Here is an 18,819-nt window from a genome sequence, read left to right as displayed (position 1 = left end):
CTGCTCCTGGGCGCCGCCCCGCCCAGGACGGCCCCGGGTCCTGCTGGCACTGACCGACCGGCTGAAAAAGCGTCTGACGGGGCTCTTGGGCTGTGCGCCAGGCCGGTGGAGTGGCCTGACAGCCCCCGCTGGGCACACGCCGAAGGCGGCTCATCCATCCATCAAGGGGGCAGCGCGACTGCTTGTGGCGCAACACCCCGCCAGCTTCGCTGGCCCCTGAACCGCGGCCAGCGAAGCGGACTCCCGTGGCTTACTGCTCGGTGATGAGCTCCACGTACTCGTCAGCAGAGATGGAGTTCCTCCACTTGGAAGAGAACCCCAGCGCGTGCTGCGGGTTCACCACGCGGGGCGCGGCCGTCTTCGCCACGTCCAGGCGGGTGATTTCGTTCTGGAATAGATCCAGGACGAGGCCGAACTGCTTCGCGGTGAGGAAGGCTCGGTTCATCACCTTCTCCACCATCTCCTCTCGCGTCAGCTCGTTGCGGGTGCTCTTGAGGGACTGCATGAAGCCGTGGAAGGTCTCCGCGTCCATCGCGAAATGGCCGTTGCGCTGCATGGTGCAGCCCGGGTCCTGGTTCGTCCCACAGTCGCGGAACGCGGGTTCGGAGTGGTGCCGCACATGTCGGACGGGCGTCTCGCGCGGCGCGACTTCCTCGCGATGCTCACGGCGCTCATGTCGCCCCGACGGCGGCGGAGTTCCGGTTCCCGACACGTTCACCTCCATGCGAGCGCCGCCGCCACGAATCTCCATGTTGACGCCCGCTGCGTTGCCATCCGGGGACATGCCCTCCACGGAAATGCTGGTCGACGGCATGCCCATGTCATCGGCATGGATGTTCATCTCGACGTCCTGGGCGAAGGCGGAGGAAGCGGCGAACATGGATGAGGCAAGCACTGCGCGAGCAATCGAGTTCATCGAGCTTTTTCTTTCTATATGAGAAGCCGGTGGGCCGCGTTGGGGCGCGGGGAGTCATTCACCGACTGGCCCACCTGGACGCACCTCAGGGTGGATTATTCACGGCTCATTTGTCGACGAAAAAGCCTCGCTTGCTCGTGATGTCGTGCCCGGCGTAGGGCGCCCCGAGCCATGCGTCCCGGACCTCGATTTTTGCCGACGATTCAATGCAACGGTGCCGCCCGGCTTGTCTCATTCATTCGAGAGGAGGCATTTGAGGTGGTCGGCTCGCTGCGCGCTACGACTTCAGCCACGAGTGTGTCCTCGGTCGTCGCGTTTGAGTGAAGCGCAAGCGCTGGCGTGAACCACAGGCGACCTCGCCCATGAGTCACTGCTCGCGGCACGGCTCGAAGGGAACGAGTTCTACCGGATCCTCGCAGACGGAGTCCCAGCTCCCTGCCAGGTCTTTGAACGTGAACGTCATGGTGCAGATGACTCCACCCCCAGCCCGGCCTCGGGCTCGGAGAGGTAAACCGTTACTTTCGCGTTATCGACGAGTGGAACCGGAAGGTCCTTGGACGAATGCCTGCACCTGCTCAGAAGCTTGTCCATCCACCCGGGTTGCTACATCCCCGGTGGGCGCTGGCGAGGAGCGCGCGTCAGCAAGGCGTTGCGAGGGGACTGGTGCTCAGGGAGACATGGGCATCAGGCGGCCTGCGCCTCCGGCGCTCCGTTGCAGGGCCCTGACGCCGCCGATGTGTATACATTGAACGAGAGGCCGGACTCTCGTGACTCTTGGCCCGAAGAATGAGGGGAGCGCTCTCAATCGACGGGCGCGTGCTGCTGGAGAAACCGACCCACCTGCGCCCGGGCGAGCTGACGACCGAAGCCGCCATCCCAGATGTCGAAGCCGTGCTCCGCGTACGGCAGCGTGAAGAGGGCATGGGAAACGCCAGCCTGGGCCAGTCGAGCGGCCATCGCTTGCGAGGCGTTGAGTGGCACGACGCTGTCGGCCCCGCCATGGAGCAGGAGTGTGGGAGGGGAGCGTGGCCCGACGTGGTTGATGGGGGAGAGCAGCGCGTACAGCTCGCGGTGGCCTTCCCGCGGCACACCCGTGAAGCCCTCGAGCGGAGCAGGGGCGCTCGCGGCGTAGGCCACCAAGTCGCTGGGCGCGTAGAAGCTGATGATGGCCGCCACCGACGTGTCCCCGGGGGCGCAGGAGGACGGAAGGCGTGCATCTCCCTCGGTGTACCCGGCCAGGGTCGCGAGGTGCCCGCCTGCGGACTCTCCGAAGAGGACGAGCCGGTCCGGGTCGATACCGTAGGTGGCCGCGTGGTCCTTGACCCAGCGGATGCCACACTTGACGTCCCCTGGGGCCTTCAGGCCGGTGGCAGGAGGAAAGAGCCGGTAGTCGAAGGAGATGAGCGCATATCCCCGCGCGGTGAGGAAGTCGGCCCAGGCGCGGGCATAGCCGCGCTCTCCGCCACGCCAGCCGCCCCCGTGAAAGTAGAGCACGGCGGGGCGGGCCCGGGAGGCGGAGGCATCGGGAAGGAAGACGTCGGCGTGCAACTCGTGTCCCTCGACCACGGCGAAACGAACGGTGTGGCTCGGGAGGGGGCGGGCTCCGACGAGGGGACGGAAATACTCACGGAGGTGGAGTGGAATGTCGGCCGCCCTGGCCATCCGCCACGCGGAGGTGGCGGGCCACACCGCGAGGATGCCGACGAGCAGTGCGGATGCCGCCGTCCCCCAGCGCAGCCACCTCCCTGCGTCCACGTGGGAAATCCAGACGGCCACCAGCGCGGTGAGGAGCGTCGGCAACAGCATCACCAGGCTGTATTCCCGCACGATGCCCTTGAGCAGGTGGACGAGCGTGGGCACTCCAGCGGGAGCGAAGAAGACGGCCGCGAGCAGCACGCAGCCTGCGATGTGAAGTATCGCCAGGAGGGTCGGCATGGACGGGAGAGGGCAGGGCGCTGACGTCATCCGGCAAGAGGGGCAGACCGTCACATTCCAAGGGACCTGCCCCCGCTGCAACGCGAAACGCGCACGGATGACGGCGGCGCACCGGCTCAGTCGAGGCCCGGCGACGACACGAGCGCTTCGAGCTGCTCCATCGTTTCGCGCAAGCCGTGCTCCATGCCGGACGCGAGGACGGCCTCCCGCACTTCCTTTGACGGATACAGTTCGCGGGAGACCATGTGTGTCTTGCCGTCGCGCTCGTCGAAGGTGACGGTGACGGTGACCGAACCCGCGTCCGCCATCGGTTCGAAGACCTGCGTGTACACGAGCCGCGAGGGCGGAGTGATTTCAGCGTACTGGCCGGAGAAGGCCACTTCACTGCCGTCCGGATTGCGCAGCACATAGCGGTAGCCGCCGCCAACGCGCACGTCCGCCTCGCAGCTCACCATGGTGACACAGTGGGCTTTCGGCGCCCACCAGCGCTTCACCAGGTCCGCGCGAGTCCACGCGTCGAACACGATGCGCGCGGGCGCATTGAACTTGCGAGAAATGACGATGGTGCGGTCCGACTCCAACTCCACTGACGTAAGGCTCATCACTTCATCCCTTCTTCTTTCGAGCATGTCGCTGCGCTGCTTCCATGTCCTGCGTCTTGAGTTCTTCGATGAGCGAGTCGAGCTGTCCCAGCCGCTCGTCCCAGATGTCGCGGTAGCGCTCCAACCACGCGTTCAGCTCGCGCAGTGGCTCGGGCCGAAGGCCGTAGAGACGCTGCTGGGCGCGCGCCTCCACATCCACCAGCCGGGCCTCCTTCAGCACGCGCAGGTGCTTCGACACTTGCGGCTGGTTCAGGTTCAGCGCTTCTCCGATGGCACCCACCGAGCGCGCGCCCCCCAGCAGGTATTCCACGATGCGAAAGCGGTTCGGGTCGGCGAGCGCCGTGAAGGTCTCAATCACGAGGACGTATATTCCTTACGGGGTATATTCCCGTCAAGGAATATTGTGCGGACAGGCCGAGTCGAGCGTTCGAACCGCGGGCCATGAGCTCCGGAGGAGCGGCCGCGTACTCAGAGCGTGTAGCCGCCGTCGCTCAGCAAGGTCGTGCCTGTCATCAGCGCGCAGTCATCCGACAGCAGGAAGCCAATCTGGCGCGCGACCTCCTCCGGCCTGGCATAGCGGCCCAGGGGCGTCGCCAGGGCGGCGAGCTCGGCGAACGCCGCATCGCGCCCGACCTGCGCCACGCGTTCCGCGAACATGGGGACGGCATCCCATACCGGGGTCTCGACGCCCGCGGGCGCAATGGCGTTGACACGGATTCGATCAGCCGCGCCTTCCTTCGCCGCCACCTTCACCAGGTGAATCAACGCCGCCTTCGACGCGCCATACGCCGCGACGCCAGGCTCGGGCTTCACGCCCGCCGCGGACGCCGTCGCGACGATGGAGCCACCACGCCCCCGCATCGCGCGCATCGCAGCGCGCAGCGTCAGGAACGCACCGTCCAGATTGATGGACAGGATGCGCCGCCATTCGTCGAAGCCATGGTCGACGATGGTCGCTGCCCCCGCGACACCCGCGTTGACCACGGCATGGTCAAGCCCCGCCAGCCTTGGCGCCAGCGCCTCCCAGAATGCCTCGTCTCGCACATCCCCCACGGCCCGGTCGACCGCGCATGGAAGCGTCACCGCCTCCAATGCCTCCTGCGCGAGGTCGACCAGAATCAGCCGTGTGGCACCTTCCGCTGCCAGATGTCGCGCCGTCGCCAGCCCGATGCCAGAAGCAGCCCCCGTCACGAGCGCGGTTCGATGTGTGAATGTCCCCATCGCCTCTTCTAGCCGCGCTTTTCGAGCGAAGTCGAGTGACGCTGACCTTCGGCGTGGGCATCGCGGGGGCCGGCCAGTCAGGTGGAGCGCGGCGCCGGTGGAGGGGCCGCGCTCCGTTACCTCAGACGTCACTCTTTCCGCTGCCTCCTCCTGGCTCGCGAACGCGAGAGGGCGAAGAGTCCGCCGACCACCGCGAGAAACAGTTGCCCCGTTCCCCCGCCCTCACATCCCCCGCAGCCACCGCTCGCGCCATTCACCTGCCCGTCACCAAGGTCCTCCTCGGGAGGCTGCTCCCCTGGCGGCTGTTCCCCAGGTGGCGTCTCCACGATGCCCGGCTGCGGGGCCCCTGCCAGGATGCGGAAGGGCGCGCTCGTGCCCGATACCGTTCCATCCTCGGTGCTGGCGACGCGCAGCAGCGCCTCATGGCTCGGCACGTCGGGCACGCGCCAGATGAGGTGCCCCGTGTTCTCCACTGAAGTGGCTACCGGCACCCAACTGGCGCTCGCCTCCGTGGAGTACGCCACGTCCAGCGTCCGCACCTCGCCGAGCGTGGACCACCTCACCTCCACGTCCTGGCCCACGACGAAGTCTTCTCCGCCGGTCGGTGCGTCCAGCACCAGTCGCGCCGCGGGCGCCGTCGCATCCGCCAGCCCGAAGTCGTCCACCAGCGCCCATCCCACCCCTTCCAGGGCGACGCCCACGCTCAGTTCGAACGCGTCGGCCGGCAACGCGATGGGCAGCTCCCACGACGCCTCCGTCCAGGCCTCCGCGGGTGGCAGGCTCGGGCCGCGGTTCCACACCTTCCACGTCCCATCCGTCCCCTTCACGGCCGCCTCCAGGTGCAGCGGCGTACTGGAGCGGTACCAGACGCTCACCCGCGAACCGCCCCCAGGCGTCACGGCCGGTGCGCAGGTGCCGTCGTCGCGCAGCACCTGGAGCGAGGCGGCGCCCCCGGAGGCTTCCACGCGCTCGAGCCGGTAGGACCAGGCGCCGCTGTGCGCCTCGGCGGAGCGCTCGGCGCGCACGGCGCCACCGTGAGTGGGACCCAGCTGCCAGCAGTCGGGCACGCCGTCGGCGTTCGCGTCGTCCTCGAGCGAGGGATTCTTCAGCGTGGCCGTGGGCGGCAGGGACACGGGGTGCACCGCGGGCCGCGCCGCACCGCCCAGGATGTCCTGCATCGTGCGCACCTCTGTCCCCATCGGAGCCCGCTGCGAGAGCCAGCCCATGAACTCCCGGAGGACGTCGGGCTTCACGCAGTAGGTGTGCTTGGTGCAGTCCGGCTCCACGAAGTGGAAGACGACAACCACCCAGCCGCCCCCCGCGGCCTCCGTCGAGGTGACCCACGCCTGCAACTGCTCCAGTCCGTCGTCGCGCGTCACCGTCGCTGGCGTGCGGATTTCGTAGGGATCGAGCGGAGGAATTGTCTCGGCCGTGGGGCAGGAGCCACACGTGTCCACCAGGCCCCGCACGTCGCGCGCGGCGTTGTATCCGCACGCCGCTGCCGTCTGGTTCACCACCGCGTCGTTCGAGCCGAAGGGGAAGGCGAGGGATGTGGGCGAGAAGCCCCAACTGAGCAGCCGCAAGCGGTCCTCGCAAATCTCCTGTCGTTGGTTCTCGGGCGACAGCACCGCCAACTCCGAGTGTTGCAGCGTGTGTCCCCCGATGTCGTGTCCGGCCGCGGCCAGGCGGCGCAGGTCATCGAGGTTCAAGTATCCCGTCTGGCCGACCCGCCCGCTGATGATGAAGAAGGTCGCCTTCAGCCCCGAAGCCGAAAGCATATCCAGCACCTGGCGCTGCTCCTCGAGTCCGTCGTCGAAGGCCAGCGTGACGACCGTCCGCGCCCCTGGCGCCCCGGCCCACGCCCCTCCGCTCCACACTCCCAGCACCATTGCGAGGAGGCAGGTGCCCGCCCGCGCGTTGAGCCTTGCTCGCATGTTCCCCCCTGTCTCAGCCCACGACGCTCCCCTTCGCGATGGGCCCCCTGCGCCCCGTCCCCTCACGTTTTGAGGCTGGGCGGACCCAGGCGCAACCGGAGTGCTCCCTCGCGGACGAGGGGGATGGCGACAGCAGTGCTGCCACACACCCTCACGTCGCAACTGGAGGCAGGCAGGGGGAGGCGGGCATGGGCCCTGCCAGGGGAGGGCAGGGGGGCACGCGGGGAGGCGGCGGGAGCGTGGGCTCGCCCGGTGGACTGGTCGAGTCCATGCCGCCGTGACTCGGCAGCCCACCGACGCGCGTGCAACTGAAGCACGAACGTGGCCTCGTGCCTGAATCAGAAGCGAACGAGGAAGGCGTCGTAGCCGCCGGCGTTGGTGTTGCCGCCGAGGCTTCCGAAGGTGTTGCCAGCCACGTAGGCGTTGCCAGAGGCGTCCACGGCCACGCCGCGCGCGATGTCCTGGAATGGGGTGCCCAGGGTGCGGGTGCCCAGCTTGGTGCCCAGCGCGTCGTAGCGGGTGAGGAAGGCGTCGAGTGAGCCAGTGGCCGGGTTGCCGTCGAGCGCGTCGGAGGTGTAGCCGACGAGCTGCACGACGTTGTTCGCGGTGACGGAGACGCCGAACGCGGAGTCGGTCTGCGCGCCACCGAGCATGCGGCTCCACTGGCGGTTTCCGGCGCTGTCGTAGCGGGCGAGTAGCACGTCGACCGTGCCGTTATTGGCGTTGCCGTCGAGGCTGCCGAACGTCTCGCCAGCGAGGTAGACGCCGCCGTCGGGGCCCACGGCGACGCTCTTGGCATCATCGAGCTCGCCCGCGTCGATTTGCCGGACCCACTGCTGGGCGCCGAGGATGTTGAGCTTGAGCAGGAAGATGTCGCTGCTCACCGGCGTGGTGGCGCCGTCGAGGCTGCCGTAGGTGTTGCCGACGACGTAGACCTCGTGGGTGGGCGTGACGGCGATGCCGCGCGCCATGTCGCTCGCGGAAGTGCCGTACTGCTGGAGCCAGTACGGGTTGCCCGCGGTGTCGTAGAGGGCGACGACGATGTCGTAGTTGTTGGGGTTGCCGCCGTTGGCGAAGCTGCCGCCGGTGTAGCCGGTGAAGAAGAGCTTGTCGGGTGCGTTGACGGCGAGGCCGGTGGCGAAGTCGTCCATCTGCGTGCCGTTCTGGCGCAGCCACTGACGGTTGCCGGCGGCGTCGTACTTGGCGATGAAGTAATCGATGCCGCCCGCGTTGGTGTAGAAGTCGAGGCTGCCGAAGGTGGTGCCGGCCACGTACACGTTGCCGGCCTCGTCGGTGGCCACCGCGGTGGCGCGGTCCGTCCGCGCGGTGCCGAACTGGCGGACCCACTGGAGGTTGCCGGCGGTGTCGTACCGGGCGATGAAGGCGTCCTGGCCGCCCGCTTGCGGGTCGGCACCGAGCTGGCTGGTCGTCTGGCCTGCCACGTAGACGCTCGCGCCCGAGACGGCCACGGCGTGGGCCTGCTCGTCGTGGTGGGCGCCGAGCTGGCGCACCCAGGACGGAGGGGGGACCTGTGCCTCGGCGATGGAAGGCGCACCCGAGGCGCAGACAATGCCGACGAGCCCGAACATGCTCAAGAGAGGGTGTTTCATCACGAACTCCGTTGCTCAGTGGGGGAACTGAGCCGTGGCGCCGGGAGGACGCCTGTCGTCCGCTCCGGGGGGAGAAGTCTGTTGCCACGGCATCCCCGCAAGACCACGAGAGACGGGCGCGCGGAAGATGGGTAACGAAAGACACGCATGAGACAGTGTCTGACCCGGGTCTGAGGTGTCATGGACCCGGATGCCAATGGTGCACTGTGGCAGCTTCAACGCCGTTGCGGCTGTGACATGAGTGTTTCACCCAGGACGTGCGCCAGGCGAGGACGTTCAGAGCGCGTGTCCAGCTTCGCAGCACAGCTTTGGTCAGGGAATTCCTGCGGCAGTGCTTGTTACCCGCCAGCGGGCGCGCGACAATCTCCGGCAGCCGGACGTCCATCACGCGCAAGGGGGCCCAGGTGCCGGCGGCCTGCGGATGAACTGCCATGTACATTCCTTGCAGGGACCCTGTCGGCCACCGGGACGAATTTGACGCTTGCAGGCGCTGTGACGTCATTATCTGCACCGTCTGCAATGCCGAAGGCGAGTGCGGTGAGGGGTGTGGGGAGGACTTTGCGATGGAGCTGTCCTCCAACCACCCGCATGAGGTCCAGGTCTTCGAGGTGAACAACCACGGGGATCTCGACGCACTGGTTGTCTACGACGAATACCTGTACGGGTACATTCGCGACATCGAACGAGAGGACTCAAAGGGAGTTCCCTACTTCCATGTCATCTTCGAGTGCATCGATCAGCAGTGGTTCGCCCGGCTCCATGAGGATCTCCGCGACATGCCGCGCTGGAACACGGTGGGGCAGGACAGCAAGTTCTGCATCATGGACCTGACCGTTTCGGCCGACGTGCTGCAGGACATCGTCACCACGGTCGACGGCGACACGCCCTACTTCTTTCCAGGCAACTGGGTGGAGATGGTGGTCAATCGCAACGATGACCCTCGCGACAATCGCCCCCTGGCGGCAGTCGACATCCATTTCGTGCCGCGAGGCGCCACCAACCCGGCCCTGGCTGGGTTGTCCGGCGTCATCGACTCCCGGTGGTTCATGCGCGGCATCGGCCGGGTTCCCGACACGCCCTGGGCGCTGCGGAAGCTGAAGCGCTTGAGCCGAATCTGGCAGGAGGGCTGAACCGTGCCGCTCATCAATCTCAATCAAGGGACCGCCGACGCCCTGCTCCAGCACTGGTTCCCCGTCGGGGCAGCAACCAGACCGCGCTTCGTGGTGGTCGTCGATGTGGGCCAGGGCAACTGCAACGTCGTCTTCAACGACAACTGGCGCCCGTTCATCTACTACGACCTGGGGGGCGGGATGAGCGGTAGTCAGTTCACCTATCCCCGCCCAGCGCCCACGTACTGCGTCGACGTCGCCTACTCCCGCGTGATCCAGTCGCACTGGGACGAGGACCACTACCGCGCGCTGCTCGAGCTGTCGAACGCGAATGCCATCAACAACCTTCACATCCTGGCGCCAGCGCAAGAACGGTCGAACATCGCCTGGCGCGCCGCCATCCAGAAGAGCATGACCGCGGACGCGCTGGAGCAGACGCTCGATGGTGCTGGGTGCACCATCCACAAGTGGCCCGACGAGGACTGGCGCAATGCCCCGGTCATGCGCAGGTCCACGCATTCTCACTTCCAAGTCATCAAGTGCTCGGGCAGAGACCCGAACAACGTGGGGCTCGCGCTGCGGATCGAGAACCCCGGGGTGGCTGGGCAATACATGCTGCTCACGGGAGATGCGACGTTCGAGCAATTACCCCACATGGCCAATCAGCGGGTCTTCCGCCACGGAGTGGACCAGCGGTGCGTGGGACTCGTCGCTGGACACCACGGTTCGCCCGTGGGCCATCCCCCGTACGTTCCGCGTCCCAATCGCGCGGCGGAGTACCTGATTGTCTATTCGTTCGGCTGGGGCAATGCGTTCGGCCACCCGAACATCGACGATGGCGTGACGGCGTACGAGAGCCGCGAGTGGGACGACGACCACCGGATGGACACCGGGGGGGCGGAGTTCGCAGCGAAGTACGCGGGGCCTCGGGGCAACGTGGGCATCCTGTGGCCGGGCGCGGCCCGTGGGCCGTGCTACGCGGACGTCGCCAATACGCCGGAGGAGATCAACGGCGCGGCCGTGTCACTCCTCGCCACGGCCGCAGCGGAAATCGATGTCTACCAGAACGTGCTGGGCACGCGGGCCCAGGTCGCGGTAGGCGCTGCATACCAGGCGGCAATCGAGAGCAACATTCCGCTCGTGGCCAACGCCATGCTTGTCCCCGTGGCGCAGGTGCCTCCGCGCACGCTCGCGCAGCGGGCGGCCGACATGGCGGGAATGGCGGCCACGCATGCCTCGCTCACTGGGGCCCTGGCGACCGTCGTGGCGACGGCGACCGTCGCGTCGCATCCCAATGTCCAGGCCCTGGCCGCCGCGGTCGTTCATTGCGTGATGCACGCCGCCGCGAAGTGCGCCCAGGAGGTCACGAACTTCGTCGAAATCGTGATCGCGGACATGCTGAGTGACCCGTTGAACATTCCGACGCTGCCGAGCCAGGCGAAAGAGGCAGCGGCGCAGGCGCACGCCTGTGCGGCGCACGCCTACACCATCGAACTGGTACACGACGCCATCCCCACCGACTTCGCGATGCGCGTCGTTCTCGCGGCCCACGCGCGCAACGGGGCCAACGTGCCGACCGCCGCGGAAATCAAGACGGCGGTGACCGCGGCCGTGTGCGCCGCGTCCCAGGCGCGAATCGGCCAGCCGGGTGGCAATTGCTCACAAGGGCCGGCGGAGGCAGCGGCGACCGCGGTGGCCGCGATGGCGGCCATCCGTGCTGACGTCCGCGTGGCAATCGCGGCGGCCGCCGCGCTGGCACCCGCGATTCCCATCAACCCACGGGCGTTCGCACCCGCGATGCTCATCGACAACGTGAACGCCAAGCTCCTGCCGCGCATCGCCGCCGTGGCCGCCATTTGTGGCACGCCCAGCCCGGCGCTGGCGGAGGTCGCGCGCGCCGCCGTGGCGGCCGCCCGCGTCGCGTTCGCCGGTGCTTGCGGTGCCCCGCAGATTGGGTGCCATCGTCACCCGCGCGTCTGTCCGAACGGGCCTTGCTCGCTCTCCATCCACTACTTCTTCGGCATGTTCCCGGCGTCTGTCTCGACCTTCGCGGGCACGGGCGTGAACGGCGACGTGGGCGACGCAGGACAGGCGGCCGCCGCGCAGTTCAACACGCCGACGCACCTGGAGTACGACGCGGATTGGAACGTGTACGTCTCGGACCCCGGACATCACCGTGTGCGCGTCATCGACGCTTCGGGGGTCATTCGCGCGTTCGCAGGAGACGGCAACCAGGGGTACTTGGGCGACTCTGACGCGCTGGCCATGAACGCCCGGCTCCGCACGCCGGCGGGCCTCGCGGTGGACCCATCACGCAACCGCCTCTTCATCGCGGATTCGGCGTCGCACCGGGTCCGCGAAGTCAACCTGTCCACGGGAATCATCACCACCATCGCGGGGACTGGAGCCCCAGGCTACGGGGGCGACAGGGCGCTCGCCACCGCGGCCCTTCTCAACGCCCCCAGCGGCCTGGCGCTCGCGGTGGCAGACAACCTGCTTTACATCGCGGATACAGGCAACCACCGTATCCGCTGCGTCAACCTGACGACGGGGAAGATCCGGACCTTCGCGGGCACGGGGGTCGCGGGCAATACGGGCGACGACGGCCCACCTGCCGCCGCGACACTGAACGCGCCGACCGCGGTGGCGGTGGACGCGCGTGGTGGGCTCTACATCGCGGATACAGGAAACCACTGCGTGCGCCTGGTTTCGGCGGGACTCATCACGGCCTTCGCTGGCGATGGGACGCAAGGATTCTTGGGGGACGGCGCAGATGCGGACTCAGCCCATCTCAACGCCCCTTGTGGCGTGGCGGTCGACTCCGCGGGCAACGTGTACATCGCCGACCGGGGCAACCGCCGCGTGCGGAGAGTGAACGAGGCGGACGGCACGATCAGCACGTTCGCGGGGACCGGCGCCAACGGTAACGGGGGCGACGGCGGGCTCGCCACCGCGGCGACGTTCAACACCGTCTGTGCCGTCGCGGTCGACTCCACGGGCGATGTCTACATCGTCGACAGGGGGCACCACCGGGTTCGCAAGGCCACGGTGGCCGATGGCACCATCGACGCGTTCGCGGGGAACGGCACGCAAGGGTTCGATGGCGACGACTTTGATGCCAGCGGTGCTGAACTCGACACCCCGCTGGCGGTTGCCTGTGGGCGTGAGGACGTCTTCATCGCGGACTCCGTCAATCACCGCGTCCGGAGGGTGGACGGCGCGGTCGACATCCACACGTGTGCGGGTGATGGCAACAACGCGCACGCGGGCGACGCGAATCATCCCGCTGCGGCGGCGCAGTTGGACACTCCGGGCGGGCTGTCTTACGACCGCGACAACCATGTCCTCTACGTGGCGGACAGCGGGAATCACCGAGTGCGCCGCGTCGACCTCAGGTCCCGCAACATCTCGCTCGTCGCGGGCAATGGGACCCAGGGGTTCGGCGGTGACAATGGTGACGCCCTGCTCGCGCAGCTCGACACCCCCACTGACGTGGCCTATGACTTCAAGGGCGACGTGCTGTACATCTGCGACGAAGGCAACAACTGCATCCGCGCGCTCTCCATCGCTACCGGGACAATCACTACCTTCGCGGGTGACGGCAACGCGGCGTTCGCGGGCGATGGTGGGGCGCCCGCCGCGGCATCGCTCCACAGACCGGTCGCTGTCGCAGTCGACAACTCACGCAACGTCTACGTGGCAACCGTCGGCGACCACCGTGTCCGCATGATTGAGTATGACGACACCACGGACACCTTCACGGTGAGCACGCTGGCGGGCACGGGCGTGCAGGGCAACACGGGGGATGGTGCCGCGGCGAACGCGGCGCAGCTCGACACCCCGCAGGGGCTCGCCGTGGATGGCGCGGGCGTGGTCTACATCACATGCACGCCGCAAGCGCGTGTGCGCAAGGTGGAGGAAGGCATCATCACCACGCTGGTGGGTACGGGCGCAGCCGGCTTCGCGGGTGACGGCGGTCTGCCGGGGGCCGCTCAGCTGGATGGGCCTCGCGGCCTGGCGGTGGACCAGGCCGGGCGCAGCCTATTTATCGCGGACACCGGGAACCGGCGGATTCGCCGTGCGATCCTTTGAGCGCTTGAAACGCTTGCCTGGTTTCGGACGCCAGATGCCCTCGAGTGAGGGCGCCTCCTGGCGCGACCGGTAGACGGCGTCGATGCGCGACCGGGTACCGTCGTCAATCTCGCCACTGGGCTCAAGGCCGAAGTCCGCTTGGAAGGCCATGAGGGCCTGCCGCGTTTCGGCGCCCGCGTCGCCGTCAACGGGGCCCTGTTCGAACCCGAGGTTGCTCAATCGTGCCTGTACGCCTTGGACGGTGGACGGGGGCTTGAGCTTGCCCAGCTCCAGGTTCCACGTACGCGGCGGGAGCCCTTCGGTGAGCCACACCTTGAGGGCCGCCTTGCGCGCCTCCTTGGGGACCAGCTGGTCGACCATGCCGCGGTCGCCCGTGTTTCCGTCGACGGATACCGAGTCGATGGTCAGCCGGTACTTCTTGTGGGTGTACACGCCAAAGTCGTGATTCCGCACCACCAGGCGGATTCGCACCTTTTGTTGGAGAGGGCAGGGCTCCACCGCCGAGTCCACGGGGCGGTCCGGGAAGGACTGCGTCTGGGCTTGGAGGCGGGAATAGTTCTCTCGAGCGCTCATCGCAGGGCTCCGGCGGTGAGTTCGCAGAGTTGGTCAACGCGTGTGGACGCGGGGACGCCAGAGGCCTTGAGCACGTCGGCGGCCCAAGCATAGCGGGGATTGGTGTCGAACCCGGCGCCGAGCGCGAACTGGACGTTGACGAAGCGCGCGAGGTCTCTCTCAGAGGTGAGGCCGTAGTTCCGGCCGCGCGCGATGCCTTCCTCTACGAACTTGTGGAGGTCGGACGGCGACATCGCCTCGCACGTCTCCCGCCAGTGCTGGCGCACAAGGTCGCAGAGCCGCGATTCGAACCGATGGAGAGAAGCCTCTCCGAAGGTTGCCAACTGCGCCTGGCGGATGACGAGCGTCATGGAAGAGAGGATACCCATGCGCTGCCCGGAGGATCCATAGGTCGGATGGATGCGCCGCCGCGGGGGAGGGCCGGTGCTGCGCGGCGCGAGGCAGGTCGCCCTCTCGAGGGCACCAGGCGGGGGCGAGGCGGACCGCGGGCTTGGAGGCCCGCGGTCCTTCGCCGCGGCTCGCTAGTCCTTCGTGCAGACGACGTCGTCGACCTGGAGGTGGTCGCGGTCGGCTTCGCTGCGGCTCGGATAGAAGAACAGGCGCCAGTCACGCACGTTGCCCGTGACACGGAAGAACACCGGCTGCCACTCGTCGCTGTCGACGGTGAGGAAGTCGGTGGCCGGGCTCCAGCCGGCGCTCGAGTAGCTGCGATGCCGGAGGGTGCCGTGGCCCCGCACCCGGTACGAGCAGGAGTAGTTGCCGCTCGGGATGTTGAACTTCTCGAGCGTGAAGCGCTCGGCGACCTGGATGGGGACCACGAACTGCAGCGCCGACGAACCGCCATGCACCGCCGTCGTGTAGCGCACGAGTCGCGACGGCCTGATCTCCGTGCCCGGGTCGGCGACGCCGTTGTCGAGCCCGTACCAGTAGTCCGGGAGGAGATGGTTGCCGTGGTAGGGGATGTAGGTGGTGCTCCAGCTTTCGAATCCACCGTTGAGGATGATGTTCGCGGGGTGGTCGGCGGACACGCAGCGTCCGGTCGCCGTGTCGCAGGCCGGCAGCTCACCCACGCAGTCGTACGTGGTGAAGCAGGCTCCCGCGGACAGCTCGCACACGCCGCTCGTGGGGTTGCAGCTCGTCGCCGGGTGGTTGCACACGACGCCGGCGCAAGGGTCGCCCTCGACGCAGAGGTGGCTGGCCGTATCGCAGACCGGCGTCTCCGGCGTCCCCGCGCAATCCGCGTGGCGGGTGCAGCGGCCGGCGGCGACCACGCACGTGTTCGTCTCGTCGCAGGCTTGCCACTCGCTGCAGTCCTCGGCGGCGTTGCACCGGCCGGCGAGCGGCTCGCAGGTCGCGGTGGCATTCACGCAGCGCTCCCAGGACTCGCAGCTGACCGCGTCACACGGCTCGGCGGCCCGCGTGCAGCGCACGTCATCGATGCTCAGGTGCTCGCCGCTGGTGTTGCGGATGCTGAAGATGAGCTCGAAGGTGTCGAAGACGTCGTTGGCGAGGTTGAAGCTGTACGCCACCTGCGTCCACGTCGCGCTGTCGACGGCCGTGTAGGACGAGTAGCTGGAGTAGTCGTCGTCGAAGAAGGCGTTTCGAACTTCGCCGGTGCCCCGCGCCTGGAAGGTGCAGGCGTAACGGCCCGCGGGCATCGACTTCGCTCCGGTGGTGAAGCGCCGGTGCGTCCCCGAGGTGTTGGTCAGGCGGACCGCGTTCACGCCCTCGTAGGCGTTCGTGGTCACCTTCTGCACGCTGTCCGACGTGATGTTCGACTTGCTCCCGAGCCACATCTCCGGAAGCGCACCGGGCCACTCTTCGAAGCCCCAGTTGTCGATGACGCTCACCTCGGGCTCCACACCCGCGTCAGGTGTCTCACTCCCGGCGTCGGGCGTCTCGCTGCCGCCGTCCGGGATTTCCTCACCCGCGTCCGGCGTCTCGCTGCCGGCGTCCGGGATTTCCTCGCCCGCGTCCGGCGTCTCGCTGCCGGCGTCCGGGGCTTCCTCGCCCGCGTCCGGCGCTTCTTCACCCGCGTCCGGCGTTTCCTCACCGGCGTCAGGCGTCTCCTCGCCCGCGTCCGGCGTTCCGCCGCCCGCGTCTGGTCGCGTCTGGCCGGCGTCAGGAGTCACTACGGGATCCGAATCCCCCCCGCAGGCGGCCACGAAGACCAGCAGCGAAGTCAGACACACTCGAAACAACGTCAAAGCAATCCTCCGGTTCGCGGGAACTGGCTTCTCGTACCACACTTCCCGCAAGCGGGACCGAGCCGGCCCCCACGGAGGCACTGTGTCTGCCTCATGGCGTGGAAGAATTCTGAGAGTCCGATGCTTTCTTGGTTATTCCGCGCTGCGTGGGCGCGTGCTTCCCCGGAAAGCCCCACATGGCGCAGCTGGAGACCAAGGTGCGCGCGACCGCGAGCGGGCTGCGCGCGCGACTTCAGCAGCTTCGGCGACACGCGATGTTCACGCCGTGTTTCCACAGGATGGGCTGGAGTTCCTTGTGGATGTCCGCCGCATCGCTGACCAGATTCACCTTCGCCTATCTGGTCATGCAACGGGTCGACGAGGGCGTGGCATGCGCGGAGAGGTCCTGTCGCGAGCAGGCGGCACCCGCTCCGCCCCGGCGCAAGTGAGCTTCGCGCCGGAGACCGGGCGCACCTGAACGGCGCGCGCCCGGCCCCGCGTGAAATCAGCGTGTGCCTACTCCACGGTCTCCACGGTCAGGCACTTCGCCGGGCCGAACGTGGCCGCGTAGTACGGCGTGTAGAGGTCGGGCCCGAGCGTGAAGTTGCAGGTGTTCACCGCGTCCGGCGACAGCCCCTGGTTCTCCTGCAGGTAGCGCGCGACGTAGTCCCGCACGCCATCCGCGGACGTCCACAGCACGCGGCCTTCCTTGAACATGCTGTACCCGCCACCACCACCCGCGCGGTAGTTGTTGATGGCGACGATGAAGACCTGGTCGTCAGTGACTTCATTGCCCTTGAAGCGCAGGTGCGTGGTCCGCGAACCCGCGGGCTTCGTCAAGTCATAGCCGTATTCGATGTGCGAGTAGAGGTCCCAGTTGTAGTCCGCGATGGAGGGCGAGGTGGCCTTCGCCTCCGCGGGCGTCGGGGGCAGGTTGGCCGGGTCAATGGTGGTGAAGTAGTTGGCGTTCATCTCCACCGCGCGCCGGAGGATGGAGCCGTTGATTTCCATGACGTACAGCGTGTTGTCGTAGATGTAGACGCTGTAGGCGTCGCGCAGGGTGACGTCTCCCTCGGGCAGCGAGACATCGTTGGTGAAGATGGCGCCCAGGGACAGGTCCACGGCGAAACCGGCTTCGAGCGCGGCCTGCTCCTGCACGATGTTGATGAGGTCCCCCAGCGGGCCGTCCACGTAGCGCCCGGCGAAGCCGCCCGGGAACACGCCGGTGGTGGTGCCAATCTTCTGGTTCACGTAGGCGACCGTCGTGTCGTGGTGGACCTGGGTGCTCTGGGTGACGGCGGCATCCGCCGCCACCGTGTCGTCCACGACGTGGAGTTGGGCGTCATGGGTGTTCACGCCCCATCGCTCGCCATCCCAGGTGACCTGGAGCTGGACGTCGGCCAGGTGGCTGCCCCAGCGGTTGGGCTGCGTGAGGAGGACCTCGCTACCGTCCACGTTTCGCAGCAGCATCTTCGGAATGGGCTGGTGCGTGTGGCCCGTGAGGAGGACATCCACGCCGGGGACCTGCTGGGCAATCTGGACGGCCTGGTTCTCTCCAGGGAGGTTGCCTCGGTCCGCCCACTTTGAATCATCCGCGTAGTCGGCCAGCCAGGACTCGGGGTTGCTCGCGCTGCCGGTCGGCTGCCGGTCGGGACCGCTGTGGATGGCCACCACCACCACGTCCGCGCCGGCTTCCTTCATCCGCGGCACGTAGTCCTTCGCCGTCTGCAGCGGGTCATCGAAGCGCAGGCCGGCGATGTTCTCCGCGCGCTCCCACGTCGTCACGCCAGGCGTCACCAGGCCGAGGATGCCGACCTTCACGTCACACACCGTCTTGATGACGTAGGGCGTGAAGGCCTCGGAGCCGTCCGCGCTGTTGCGCACGTTGGCGCCGAGCAGCGGGAAGTTGACCTCGTTCTTGAACTTGTTGAGGACGTCCAGGCCGAAGTTGAACTCGTGGTTGCCCAGGGCCATGGCGGCATAGCCCATCTCGTTCATGGCGGCGGCCATGGGATGCTGGGGCGTGTTGTCCACCAGGGCATAGTAGGTGCCCAGCGGCGAGCCCTGGATGGTGTCGCCCGTGTCGACGAGCAGCGTGCAGTCCGGGTTCTTCTCCCGCTCCTGCTTGACGAGCGTGGCCACCTTGGCGACGCCGCGCTTCGCGTCGGGCTTCCCGGAGAAGTAGTCCCACGGGAAGATGTTCGTGTGCAGGTCGCTCGTCTGCAGCAGCGTCAGCGTACGAGGGGTGGTGTCGGGCGGGGGCTCGTTGCCGGGCCCTGGATCTTCGCTGGAATCGCAAGCCGTCAACAGCGAGCAGGCACCCACGAGGCAGAATGAAGTCGTGCGCAACGCGCGCGCCCAGGCAGGAAAACGCATCAGGAAACCTCTACAAAGTTGAATGCCGGGAAGAATCTCCCAGCAGGGTGAGACCCTAACTCATGGCTCTGTCATTCCCGGTGTGTCCCGCCCGTGTCTCTGTGATTCTCGGGATTCGGGAGCGCGACGTTGCAGAATGCCATGCCCGATGAGTTGGAGTCTCACGGAGTGAGAATTGACGCAGGCCGTCCTTGGAGCAGTCGAACACGAGCCGGGCACCCCATGCCTCACCTCAGGCGAGGGCCGTCCCACTCACGCGGACACG

General features: G+C 67.6%; 14 protein-coding genes. 3 read left to right on the top strand and 11 right to left on the bottom strand.

The annotated features are described in order from the left end of the window. Positions 1–250: 250 nt before the first annotated feature. The 7 genes from BLU09_RS30175 to BLU09_RS30140 form a co-directional block, all read right to left on the bottom strand. Positions 251–916, bottom strand: coding sequence for a DUF4476 domain-containing protein (locus BLU09_RS30175; protein WP_244172139.1), 666 nt, complete (start codon positions 914–916; stop codon positions 251–253). Positions 917–1,717: 801 nt separating this feature from the next. Beyond that, on the bottom strand, positions 1,718–2,812 hold the full coding sequence (locus BLU09_RS30165) for an alpha/beta hydrolase (protein WP_244172138.1): 1,095 nt from the start codon (positions 2,810–2,812) through the stop codon (positions 1,718–1,720). 155 nt (positions 2,813–2,967) lie between these two features. Continuing rightward, complete coding sequence (locus BLU09_RS30160) at positions 2,968–3,453, bottom strand: SRPBCC family protein (RefSeq protein WP_279627380.1); 486 nt, start codon at positions 3,451–3,453, stop codon at positions 2,968–2,970. 4 nt (positions 3,454–3,457) lie between these two features. Continuing rightward, on the bottom strand, positions 3,458–3,811 hold the full coding sequence (locus tag BLU09_RS30155) for an ArsR/SmtB family transcription factor (protein ID WP_011556213.1): 354 nt from the start codon (positions 3,809–3,811) through the stop codon (positions 3,458–3,460). 110 nt (positions 3,812–3,921) lie between these two features. Continuing rightward, positions 3,922–4,674: an SDR family NAD(P)-dependent oxidoreductase gene (locus tag BLU09_RS30150; protein ID WP_090493562.1), complete on the bottom strand. Its 753-nt coding sequence runs from the start codon at positions 4,672–4,674 to the stop codon at positions 3,922–3,924. Positions 4,675–4,802: 128 nt separating this feature from the next. Further along, positions 4,803–6,608, bottom strand: coding sequence for a polysaccharide deacetylase family protein (locus BLU09_RS30145; RefSeq protein ID WP_090493560.1), 1,806 nt, complete (start codon positions 6,606–6,608; stop codon positions 4,803–4,805). A 338-nt stretch (positions 6,609–6,946) separates the two neighbouring features. Next, complete coding sequence (locus BLU09_RS30140) at positions 6,947–8,218, bottom strand: SBBP repeat-containing protein (protein WP_244172137.1); 1,272 nt, start codon at positions 8,216–8,218, stop codon at positions 6,947–6,949. A gap of 563 nt (positions 8,219–8,781) precedes the next feature. Between BLU09_RS30140 and BLU09_RS30135 the strand changes: the two genes are divergently transcribed. Next, positions 8,782–9,348, top strand: coding sequence for a hypothetical protein (locus BLU09_RS30135; RefSeq protein WP_090493556.1), 567 nt, complete (start codon positions 8,782–8,784; stop codon positions 9,346–9,348). 3 nt (positions 9,349–9,351) lie between these two features. Next, the gene (locus tag BLU09_RS30130) at positions 9,352–13,419 is read left to right on the top strand and encodes an NHL domain-containing protein (protein ID WP_090493554.1); all 4,068 of its coding nucleotides are present in this window, start codon (positions 9,352–9,354) and stop codon (positions 13,417–13,419) included. Here BLU09_RS30130 and BLU09_RS30125 read toward each other — a convergent pair. The 3 genes from BLU09_RS30125 to BLU09_RS30115 all read right to left on the bottom strand — a co-directional run bounded on the left by BLU09_RS30125 (position 13,369) and on the right by BLU09_RS30115 (position 16,124). After that, positions 13,369–13,992 carry a peptidoglycan-binding domain-containing protein gene (locus BLU09_RS30125; RefSeq protein WP_090493552.1) on the bottom strand — a complete coding sequence of 208 codons (624 nt, stop codon included), beginning with the start codon at positions 13,990–13,992 and terminating at the stop codon, positions 13,369–13,371. The two genes, BLU09_RS30130 and BLU09_RS30125, sit on opposite strands and share 51 nt — an antisense overlap. Next, the gene (locus tag BLU09_RS30120; protein WP_143043223.1) at positions 13,989–14,342 is read right to left on the bottom strand and encodes a hypothetical protein; all 354 of its coding nucleotides are present in this window, start codon (positions 14,340–14,342) and stop codon (positions 13,989–13,991) included. The genes BLU09_RS30125 and BLU09_RS30120 overlap by 4 nt, the downstream gene beginning before the upstream one ends. A gap of 171 nt (positions 14,343–14,513) precedes the next feature. Next, on the bottom strand, positions 14,514–16,124 hold the full coding sequence (locus tag BLU09_RS30115) for an ICP22 family protein (RefSeq protein WP_261771394.1): 1,611 nt from the start codon (positions 16,122–16,124) through the stop codon (positions 14,514–14,516). Positions 16,125–16,375: 251 nt separating this feature from the next. Between BLU09_RS30115 and BLU09_RS30110 the strand changes: the two genes are divergently transcribed. Further along, positions 16,376–16,627: a hypothetical protein gene (locus tag BLU09_RS30110; RefSeq protein ID WP_090493545.1), complete on the top strand. Its 252-nt coding sequence runs from the start codon at positions 16,376–16,378 to the stop codon at positions 16,625–16,627. Positions 16,628–16,694: 67 nt separating this feature from the next. Here the strand turns inward: BLU09_RS30110 and BLU09_RS30105 are convergent, their stop codons facing one another. Continuing rightward, positions 16,695–18,554, bottom strand: a complete 1,860-nt coding sequence (locus BLU09_RS30105) for a bifunctional metallophosphatase/5'-nucleotidase (RefSeq protein WP_090493543.1) — start codon at positions 18,552–18,554, stop codon at positions 16,695–16,697. Positions 18,555–18,819 lie beyond the last annotated feature (265 nt).

Source organism: Myxococcus virescens (assembly GCF_900101905.1).
Classification (GTDB): domain Bacteria; phylum Myxococcota; class Myxococcia; order Myxococcales; family Myxococcaceae; genus Myxococcus; species Myxococcus virescens.
This window is presented reverse-complemented; position numbering and strand designations above follow the sequence as displayed.

What these genes read in the sequence shown, in the direction of transcription:
- BLU09_RS30105 (WP_090493543.1), bottom strand. Translation starts at nt 18,554, where the DNA reads ATGCGTTTTCCTGCCTGGGCGCGCGCGTTGCGCACGACTTCATTCTGC.
- BLU09_RS30175 (WP_244172139.1), bottom strand. Translation starts at nt 916, where the DNA reads ATGAACTCGATTGCTCGCGCAGTGCTTGCCTCATCCATGTTCGCCGCT.
- BLU09_RS30140 (WP_244172137.1), bottom strand. Translation starts at nt 8,218, where the DNA reads ATGAAACACCCTCTCTTGAGCATGTTCGGGCTCGTCGGCATTGTCTGC.
- BLU09_RS30135 (WP_090493556.1), top strand. Translation starts at nt 8,782, where the DNA reads ATGGAGCTGTCCTCCAACCACCCGCATGAGGTCCAGGTCTTCGAGGTG.
- BLU09_RS30110 (WP_090493545.1), top strand. Translation starts at nt 16,376, where the DNA reads ATGGCGCAGCTGGAGACCAAGGTGCGCGCGACCGCGAGCGGGCTGCGC.
- BLU09_RS30145 (WP_090493560.1), bottom strand. Translation starts at nt 6,608, where the DNA reads ATGCGAGCAAGGCTCAACGCGCGGGCGGGCACCTGCCTCCTCGCAATG.
- BLU09_RS30160 (WP_279627380.1), bottom strand. Translation starts at nt 3,453, where the DNA reads ATGAGCCTTACGTCAGTGGAGTTGGAGTCGGACCGCACCATCGTCATT.
- BLU09_RS30120 (WP_143043223.1), bottom strand. Translation starts at nt 14,342, where the DNA reads ATGACGCTCGTCATCCGCCAGGCGCAGTTGGCAACCTTCGGAGAGGCT.
- BLU09_RS30125 (WP_090493552.1), bottom strand. Translation starts at nt 13,992, where the DNA reads ATGAGCGCTCGAGAGAACTATTCCCGCCTCCAAGCCCAGACGCAGTCC.
- BLU09_RS30150 (WP_090493562.1), bottom strand. Translation starts at nt 4,674, where the DNA reads ATGGGGACATTCACACATCGAACCGCGCTCGTGACGGGGGCTGCTTCT.